The organism is Bradyrhizobium sp. CCBAU 11386 (genome assembly GCF_028128955.1).
Lineage (GTDB): Bacteria > Pseudomonadota > Alphaproteobacteria > Rhizobiales > Xanthobacteraceae > Bradyrhizobium.
This window is the reverse complement of record NZ_LBKA01000140.1, coordinates 1-7100: the sequence shown is the minus strand read 5'-3', so window position 1 is coordinate 7100 and position 7100 is coordinate 1. Positions and strand designations below refer to the sequence as shown.

At 58.8% G+C, this 7100-nt stretch carries 10 protein-coding genes; 8 read left to right on the top strand and 2 right to left on the bottom strand.

What is annotated here, in order from left to right; genetic code table 11:
* From XI09_RS09265 to XI09_RS09230, 8 genes are all read left to right on the top strand, one after another.
* Positions 1-211, top strand: a 211-nt coding sequence (locus XI09_RS09265; RefSeq protein WP_271566568.1) for a hypothetical protein, incomplete at its 5' end; no start/stop codon positions are given.
* Positions 212-764: 553 nt separating this feature from the next.
* On the top strand, positions 765-2060 hold the full coding sequence (locus XI09_RS09260; protein ID WP_271566567.1) for a tyrosine-type recombinase/integrase: 1296 nt from the start codon (positions 765-767) through the stop codon (positions 2058-2060).
* 219 nt (positions 2061-2279) lie between these two features.
* The gene (locus XI09_RS09255; protein ID WP_271566566.1) at positions 2280-2483 is read left to right on the top strand and encodes a helix-turn-helix transcriptional regulator; all 204 of its coding nucleotides are present in this window, start codon (positions 2280-2282) and stop codon (positions 2481-2483) included.
* 49 nt (positions 2484-2532) lie between these two features.
* A complete protein-coding gene (locus XI09_RS09250; protein WP_271566565.1) occupies positions 2533-3132 on the top strand; it encodes a hypothetical protein in 600 nt (199 codons plus the stop codon).
* Between the two features lie 103 nt (positions 3133-3235).
* A complete protein-coding gene (locus tag XI09_RS09245; protein WP_271566564.1) occupies positions 3236-3394 on the top strand; it encodes a hypothetical protein in 159 nt (52 codons plus the stop codon).
* 46 nt (positions 3395-3440) lie between these two features.
* Complete coding sequence (locus XI09_RS09240) at positions 3441-3779, top strand: hypothetical protein (protein WP_271566563.1); 339 nt, start codon at positions 3441-3443, stop codon at positions 3777-3779.
* Entirely contained in the window at positions 3776-4045 is a 270-nt protein-coding gene (locus tag XI09_RS09235; RefSeq protein ID WP_271566562.1) for a cold-shock protein, read from the top strand. The genes XI09_RS09240 and XI09_RS09235 overlap by 4 nt, the downstream gene beginning before the upstream one ends.
* Positions 4046-4184: 139 nt before the next feature.
* Positions 4185-4391 (top strand): cold-shock protein, encoded by a 207-nt coding sequence (locus tag XI09_RS09230; protein WP_271566561.1) that lies wholly within the window; start codon positions 4185-4187, stop codon positions 4389-4391.
* Positions 4392-4683: 292 nt separating this feature from the next.
* Here the strand turns inward: XI09_RS09230 and XI09_RS09225 are convergent, their stop codons facing one another.
* On the bottom strand, positions 4684-5859 hold the full coding sequence (locus XI09_RS09225) for a polysaccharide biosynthesis/export family protein (RefSeq protein ID WP_271566560.1): 1176 nt from the start codon (positions 5857-5859) through the stop codon (positions 4684-4686).
* 839 nt (positions 5860-6698) lie between these two features.
* Entirely contained in the window at positions 6699-7004 is a 306-nt protein-coding gene (locus XI09_RS09220) for a hypothetical protein (protein WP_271566559.1), read from the bottom strand.
* Positions 7005-7100 lie beyond the last annotated feature (96 nt).

Here is a 7100-nt window from a genome sequence, read left to right as displayed (position 1 = left end):
GCTTAAGCACGCGTTCGGCAACCTCTACCGCCGTCCGTCGCCGCTGAAGGGTGAATGGCGGGCTGGAGAGAACTTCATCGAGAATGTCGCGGAGCATTTGTACGGTGGCTGCATCGTAAGCCAGGAGCAAACTCCCGATATTTTTAGAGCCACAGAAACAGCGGTGCCGAGCTCGAAATACATGTCTCGGCAGCGCCAATTTTCTAACTGAGCACTGAAATCCCAGTTGGCGTTTAGAATGCAACCGCTATGCCACAGTCTTATGACGGCGTTGGCTGGCTCTGCCCGCGGCTTGCAGCTATTGGGCCAGCTCAAGCTTCCTCATTTCCTGAAGCCGAGCCAAGCAAAAGTCCCCATACAGATCTTCGATGAATGCCCACATGGTCCGAATCCCCATTGTCCAATGCGAGGCATGTTGAGTGCGATCCGTTTCGGGTCTGCTTCGTGCCGCCGGTAAAATGGTTTCGTTCACTTGAGTGGTGTTTTGCGGACATATCGCGGACACAAAAAATCATCACGCGCGAAAGACTAGTGCGTTACACATAAGTATCTGAGTTTATTTAGCTTTTGGTGAGCGCGCTGGGGCCCGAACCCAGGACCCCGTGATTAAAAGTTATGGTTTTCCGGATTTCTTTGGATTTCATCTCCTTTCATTGCCTTACATAAGATACTGAATAAGTTGATGTTTGTGGCGAAATGCGCTAGCAATGGATTTCATCGGGCTACGCGCTATTTCAGATTCTTGTGGCCCCGGAGTGGCCCGAATGCCTGCCAAGAAGCATCGCAAAGAGCTGACCGCCACCATGATCGCGCGGCTCAAGGCGCCCGCGTCGGAACCAGGCGCTAAGCACTCACCGCGTCTGTGGATCGCTGATTCCATTGTTCCGGGGTTCGGTGTGCGCCTGACCGAGAAGGGGTCCAAAACCTTTGTGCTCCGCACTCGTTATCCGGGTGAGAGTAGCGCCAGCCGGCGCGAAATCGGGAAGGTGGGGGAAATCGAACTTGCCGATGCGCGCGACAAAGCCAGGCATTGGCTGAAACTGATCGCCGACGGGAAAGATCCGGCCCGGGTGGAGGAAGAAATCCGCCGGTCGCAAGTCGCCAAGGACGCAACAACCGTCAACGCCGTGCTCGACGCCTTCGAAAAGGACCATGTCGAGGGGCTTCGGAGTGGCGATCAGGTCAAGGCTGCTTTCACCAATCATGTCCGACCGCGGATCGGTGACAAGTCAATTTACGATCTTAAGCGCAGCGACATCACCACCATGCTCAACGAGATCAAAGCGGAGAGCGGGCCGGTTATGGCTGACAGGGTGCTTGCGCACGTCCGCAAGGCCTTCAACTGGCAAATGGTGCAGGACGACGAATTTAAATCGCCGATCGTCCGCGGCATGGCCAAGACGAAACCGAAGGAGCGCGCGCGCAAGCGTATCCTGGCGGACGATGAGATCAGGGACGTGTGGGCGGCTCTCGACCAAATGGAGCAGCCGGCCTGCTATCCGCGCTACGTGAAATCGCTGTTGCTCGCCACGACCCGCCGGAACGAGTCCGCCCGGATGCACACCGACGAACTGGAAAGTGATCTGTGGATCATTCCGGGGGCGCGCTACAAGAACAAGCAGGACCACGTAATCCCGATCACGCCGGCAATCCGAGAACTGATCGGCGAGAAGCCGGCCGGCTGCAAGGGCAATTCGTGGTTCGTATTCTCCACCACCAACGGCGCCAAGCCTTTCAGCGGGTTCAGCAAGGCCAAGAAGGAGTTGGACGTGATCATTGCCAAGATCCGCAAGGCGGAGGGCAGGGCGCCGATGAAGCAGTGGCAATTGCACGACCTGCGCCGTACCGGCCGCAGCCTTATGAGCCGGGCCAAGGTGGACGCCGACCATGCGGAGCGCTGTATGGGCCACGTCATCGGCGGCGTGCGCGAGACCTATGATCGGTATGAGTATTTGGACGAGAAGCGGAAGGCGTTCGAAGCGCTGGCTTCGATGCTGGACCTGATCTTGAATCCGCCGGCCGACAACGTCGTGCCGATGCACGCTGTGGCGGCTGAGTAGTGCAATGCAATTCGCAACGTTTCGTTAACCTTCGCGTGCCACGATACGAGTATCTAAGCCCTAGAGGCTAGCTTACGTCGCTGACCGAGATGGTCGCGAGAGACGGAAACGTCTCGCTAGTCGGCAAGGTTGAGCGATCCGGGATGGGTCGGGACCAGCGCAACAAGCGCTCGCCCGGCCTTTTTTATTGCCGCGAGCGATATCCCGGAGCATGCCGCCGTGTCGCAGCAACTGATCGCTTATGAGGGTCTTGGACCCAAAGGGATCGCCTATTCCAAAGTTCAGCTTTGGCGCCTTGAGCGGACAGGGAAGTTTCCCCAGCGAGTGAAGCTCTCACCCCAGCGTGTTGCTTGGATCGAATCTGAGATCGACGAGTGGATCGCCGCGCGCATCGCTGCGCGCCGGCAGCCCATCGCTGCCTGACGTTGACAATCAACATTCACGCAAACTTGCAACATAGGTCATCACCAAAATGAACGAACGCTATTTTTCTCTACTCAAAGAGCAGGCCGCGGGCATCCCGAACGCCACTGTGCGCACCGCGTTCGATCGCCTCATCGAACTGCATCGGGACATCATGGCGACCACCGCCAAAGTCCGCGGCAACACGGATCTCAGCGCGCAAGGTAAAACCAAGGAATCCCGCGACGAGGCGAAAAAGAACGCCTGGAAAGTGATCCGCGCCAAAGCGTTCGCGTCGCGGCTCAATGAGCGGATCGACGAGAAGCGAGCCAAGATCGAATTGCCGCCTATCGACAAGACCGACGCGGCCGGCGCCGTGCTCCGCAGCCAGGTTCGTGACCGCCTGCCGAAGTCGCCGAAGGAAATCAAGGCGCAGCTTTCGACCATGTCGCTGCTCTACTTGCAGACCATTATTGAAGCGCCCGAACTCGTCGGCGTGGATCGCGAGACCGCCGAAGCTGCGCGCACCCTGGCAATCAACATCGTCCATCCGGGCAAGCTCGACGAGTTGGAGCGCGAGCGCGCCGCCGTGCAGCTCCTGACCAACGCAACGGCCGCGGCTGCCGACGCTATGCGCGATCTCGCCGAGCTGCCGAATGCGCATCCCTGAACGACTTTCTGAATCAGGCCGTGCCCGATCAGCGGCACATTCAAGCCGACGTCGAGCGGGAAACCGAACTCGCCGCGGCAGCGTAACCAAGGAGACCACCAACATGATTAAGCGCATCACGCCCGAACAGGTCGCAACGCAGATCCCCCAGGCGCCAGCGGCCGGCGTCAACGCTGCGGCCGGCGTCACGCAGCCGGCTTTGCCGGCGAAGAAACCGCTTCCGGCCGATCTCGCCCGCGCGCTGGGACAGACCGAGCGATAACCGGCAACGGCCCGAGCGGATCAGCATCTAACAACGTCGAGGAACGATGTACTACCGCGAGTACAACGAAATCAAATACAGGGAAGATATGATTGTTCAGCCCGGAACACCGGACTGGATCGAGATCCCGAAGGGGCAAACGATCAGGATCGTGTCGTCCTACAATCCTGCTTCGGCACCACAACCGGCCACCGGTCGCATCAGCTATCTTGGCCAGTGGAATACAGGCACTTCGGCCTCGCAAGAGGCGTCGGCTATTTCGATCAACTTGTCAGGTGGCTCGTCGAACACCGTCGGACCCTATCCGTATGACGTCGTAGCGAAAATCGAGGCGTTCACCGGCAATTTGTCGGTCATCGCTACTGGATGGAAAGATCCGCGGTGACCGACAACCTCAGGCGCGCGACTTCGCGTGACGGGCTTTCGGGCAACTTCCCACGGGAACACGAGATGAAAATCGGCGAAGTAAAAAACTGGAATGGCGAGCGCGGGTTCGGATTTCTGCGCGTCGATGGGCATGACGTCTTCGGCCATGTGTCGGCGCTCCCGCGTGGCACGACAAGCCTCGAAGTTGGCGCACACGTCGGCTTCGAGATCGGGATCAACAAGCGCACCGGCAAGCCGATGGCCACGAACGTCAGGCTGGTTTAGCGAGCGACCAACTCAAGCAAATCGCTGTCGAATTCGAAGCCGAGCTGCTGCGCGGTGTTGCTGAAGGTGCGACTGAGAGCCTTGCAGGAACCAGCTCCCTTGCTCTAGTTTGTCGACATTACTCAATCGGGAGACGAGCGTGGCTACAGGTGTTGTAAAGTGGTTCAATGCGACCAAGGGTTTCGGTTTCATCCAGCCCGATGACGGCGGCCAAGATGTTTTTGTGCATATAAGCGCCGTCGAGCGCGCTGGCCTCTCGGACTTGCGTGAGGGACAGAAGGTCTCTTACGAGGTCAAGGTTGATCCCAAGCGCGGCAAAAGTAGTGCGGAGAATCTGCGGGTCTGAAAATGTGGGATGTCGGCTTCTAGGGGCGAAGCACGCTTAAGCAATCATTCCGGTAAGTCGCATTTTGACCCATACCAGACGTGGCCTGGCCACGACCTCGCCTACCAGAAGGGGCCGTCTCCACCGCCTTGAAAGGATTGGACTAGCTGTCGAGAGAGGTGCGACGATCGCACCCGTCGGCGAACGCTCGAAATTCATCCGCGCGGCGGTCGAGAACGCGAGTCGCGCGCCGCGAGTTGTCAGCGAAGTGCAGCGACAAGAAGGGGTAGCGTTTGCATCGCTGATTATACGATCACTGACGCAAGTCGATCTTTAGAGTCTGGGCGTTGTCTGCGGCAACTATCGTGTCGTTAGCAGTCGCAATCACGACACGGACAAATTGCAGGAACTTCGCGGTATCGACCGTGGCAGCATTTGCGGCGAACAGCACGTCTTTGTCTCGCATCTCAAACTTGCTTGCCAGGAAGAACCCACCTGGATCCCGGAAATCGACGTTATAGACCACTGGTATCAATGCCCCCGCGAAATTGGAGCACTCGATACCCAGCTTTTCAGCAAGTTCGCGCGGCTCCCGCCGGTAGACATAGACGCCGGCAGGCTCGGCCTGGGTGTCAAGCAGTCCGCCTGCCTTGGCCATCGCCTGCGCCATATTGATTTTCCACATATCGAACGTGAACTGACCCTGTGATCCGGACGCACCGAAAGCGAGGAAGATCTGCGGTTCGCGGTAGACATAGATGGTGTCACCCGGGTGGACCCACACGTTGTTGGCAGGCTGGTAGACCAGCGCACCGAACGGAACGGTTGCCCGCTTGCCTGCGCGCTCCAGCGTCACCCATGTCTCGTACCCTTGGCCCTTTGGACCTCCGGCGCGCGAAATGACGTCAAGGACACGTTCGCCTGCAGCATTGGCGGTAAGACGACTTGGCGAATTAACTTCACCGAGCACGCTAATCAACGACGTGTTCTGCGTCGCCAGGGCCACTATCGCCTGCGGCTCAATGGCGCGATTAGCGAGCGCGTTTACGATGTCCTGCTGAATTTCACTGGGCGTGCGACCCGCGGCTTTGACAGCTCCTGCATAGGGCACCGAAATATACCCGGCGGAGTCGACATTCTGGTTCGGTAACGAGACAAAGTTGCCGGATCGGGTGCCTGCCTCGGCTGGGATGAACAGGCCGCCGGCAGCCGCTTCAAAGATCGTCACCGCCACTACGTCGCCGACCCCGAATTTAATACTTGGCGCCGGTCGCCGGTCGGGAAACGTTGCAGAGATCGCGCTCGGTCCATATTCTTTCAACAAATCGAGTACGATCGGAGTGAGCTTAACGAGTCCGTAGTCTGGTCCCGCTTTTGTCGCTTCGCCTTTGATGAGGTGGTCTTCCGGCCCCGAACTGGGCATCATCGAGCATCCCCCCGCGGACAGTATCGTCATCGCGAGGAATCCGGCTGAAAACATGTAGCGCATACACTCGAAATCCCAGAAATCGTCGAACTCGCAAACAAAGATAGAATGCGCTTAGGGGCAGAAACTGGACGCCAGGGTTATTTGACATTTCTGCGTGTGACATTTTGTGAATTGGGCGGGAGCTGTAATTGAGCAGCGTGATGCTGGCTATCAGCACCTCAGTAAAATCCGGCGTATATCCTAGAGGGGATGGACGGCTGCCACCGACACCAAAGCCTGCATGTCTCATACCCCCCAACCACAAAAGCGCGCCTCGCCGAGAGCCGATAGTTGGGCACGTCGTGAGCACGTTCAACTCTTCAGGTATTGGCCCATCAGCGAAGTCGCGGCGCGACCCATTAAGGGCCGCTCGAAAGGGCGTAGCGGACCTTTTGACCCGGGACGGACCTCGTCAAGCAAACGCACCCGTTGCAGACAATTTGTACAACGCGCGTGGGCTGGGGCTCTTAGCGGGTTTCGGTAGTAGTGCGGGTCTTTGAAAGCATGCCGCTGGGCGTTAGGGTGTCCTGACTCGCCGCAGTGACGACCAGGTCCGGGAAGACCTGATCGCCACCGGCGGGAGCAGCGCCCGAGGGGGCAGGTCGGCACTCGTTTCCTCTGTCAAAGGACGCCGGTTCCTGTCCCCTCTGGCCGATCCGCAAGGGCGAATCGGTTGACCTCAATCTGGCATTCTCGGTGAGTCGCCCGCATCCGTTCCCCTACGGGAAGTATCATTTTTGTCCCGGGCTTCTACGGGTTTTGGCTCATTTTGTTGTGCGTGTCCCACCTTGGGAGGATCGAAATTCGTCCGCACGTCGGCGCCGAGCTGGCGCGCGTGCCGCGAATCCGGAACTGCGATTTCAGGCGGCGCCCTGCAGAGGCAGCGATAGCTGAAGATCGAACGCTTTCGTTGAGTTTTCCGCGATGAAGGCTTCCAGCGCAGCCGAGACCTTGGCGTCCGTATCAACGGCGCGTTGAGCGACAGCGTCGGCGACGTCCGAGGTCGCATCTCTGGACCAGCCCTCGACCGCGTTGAATGCGACGACTCGGACGGGATAGGTGTAGTCGCCGCAGAGGATGAGGCGGATCACGGTCTCCAGGTCGGCGTCGGCCTCGTCGGTCTCGCGCCAGGCGCAGCCGGCTCGCGCGCCGAAATCCTCAAGCACCAGATAGACGTCGCGTCTCCCTCCGGTGAGGGCCGCCTTGTCGGGTTAAGACGAGTGCTGTGTAACAGCGCTTATGGACAGCAATAAGTTCAGTGC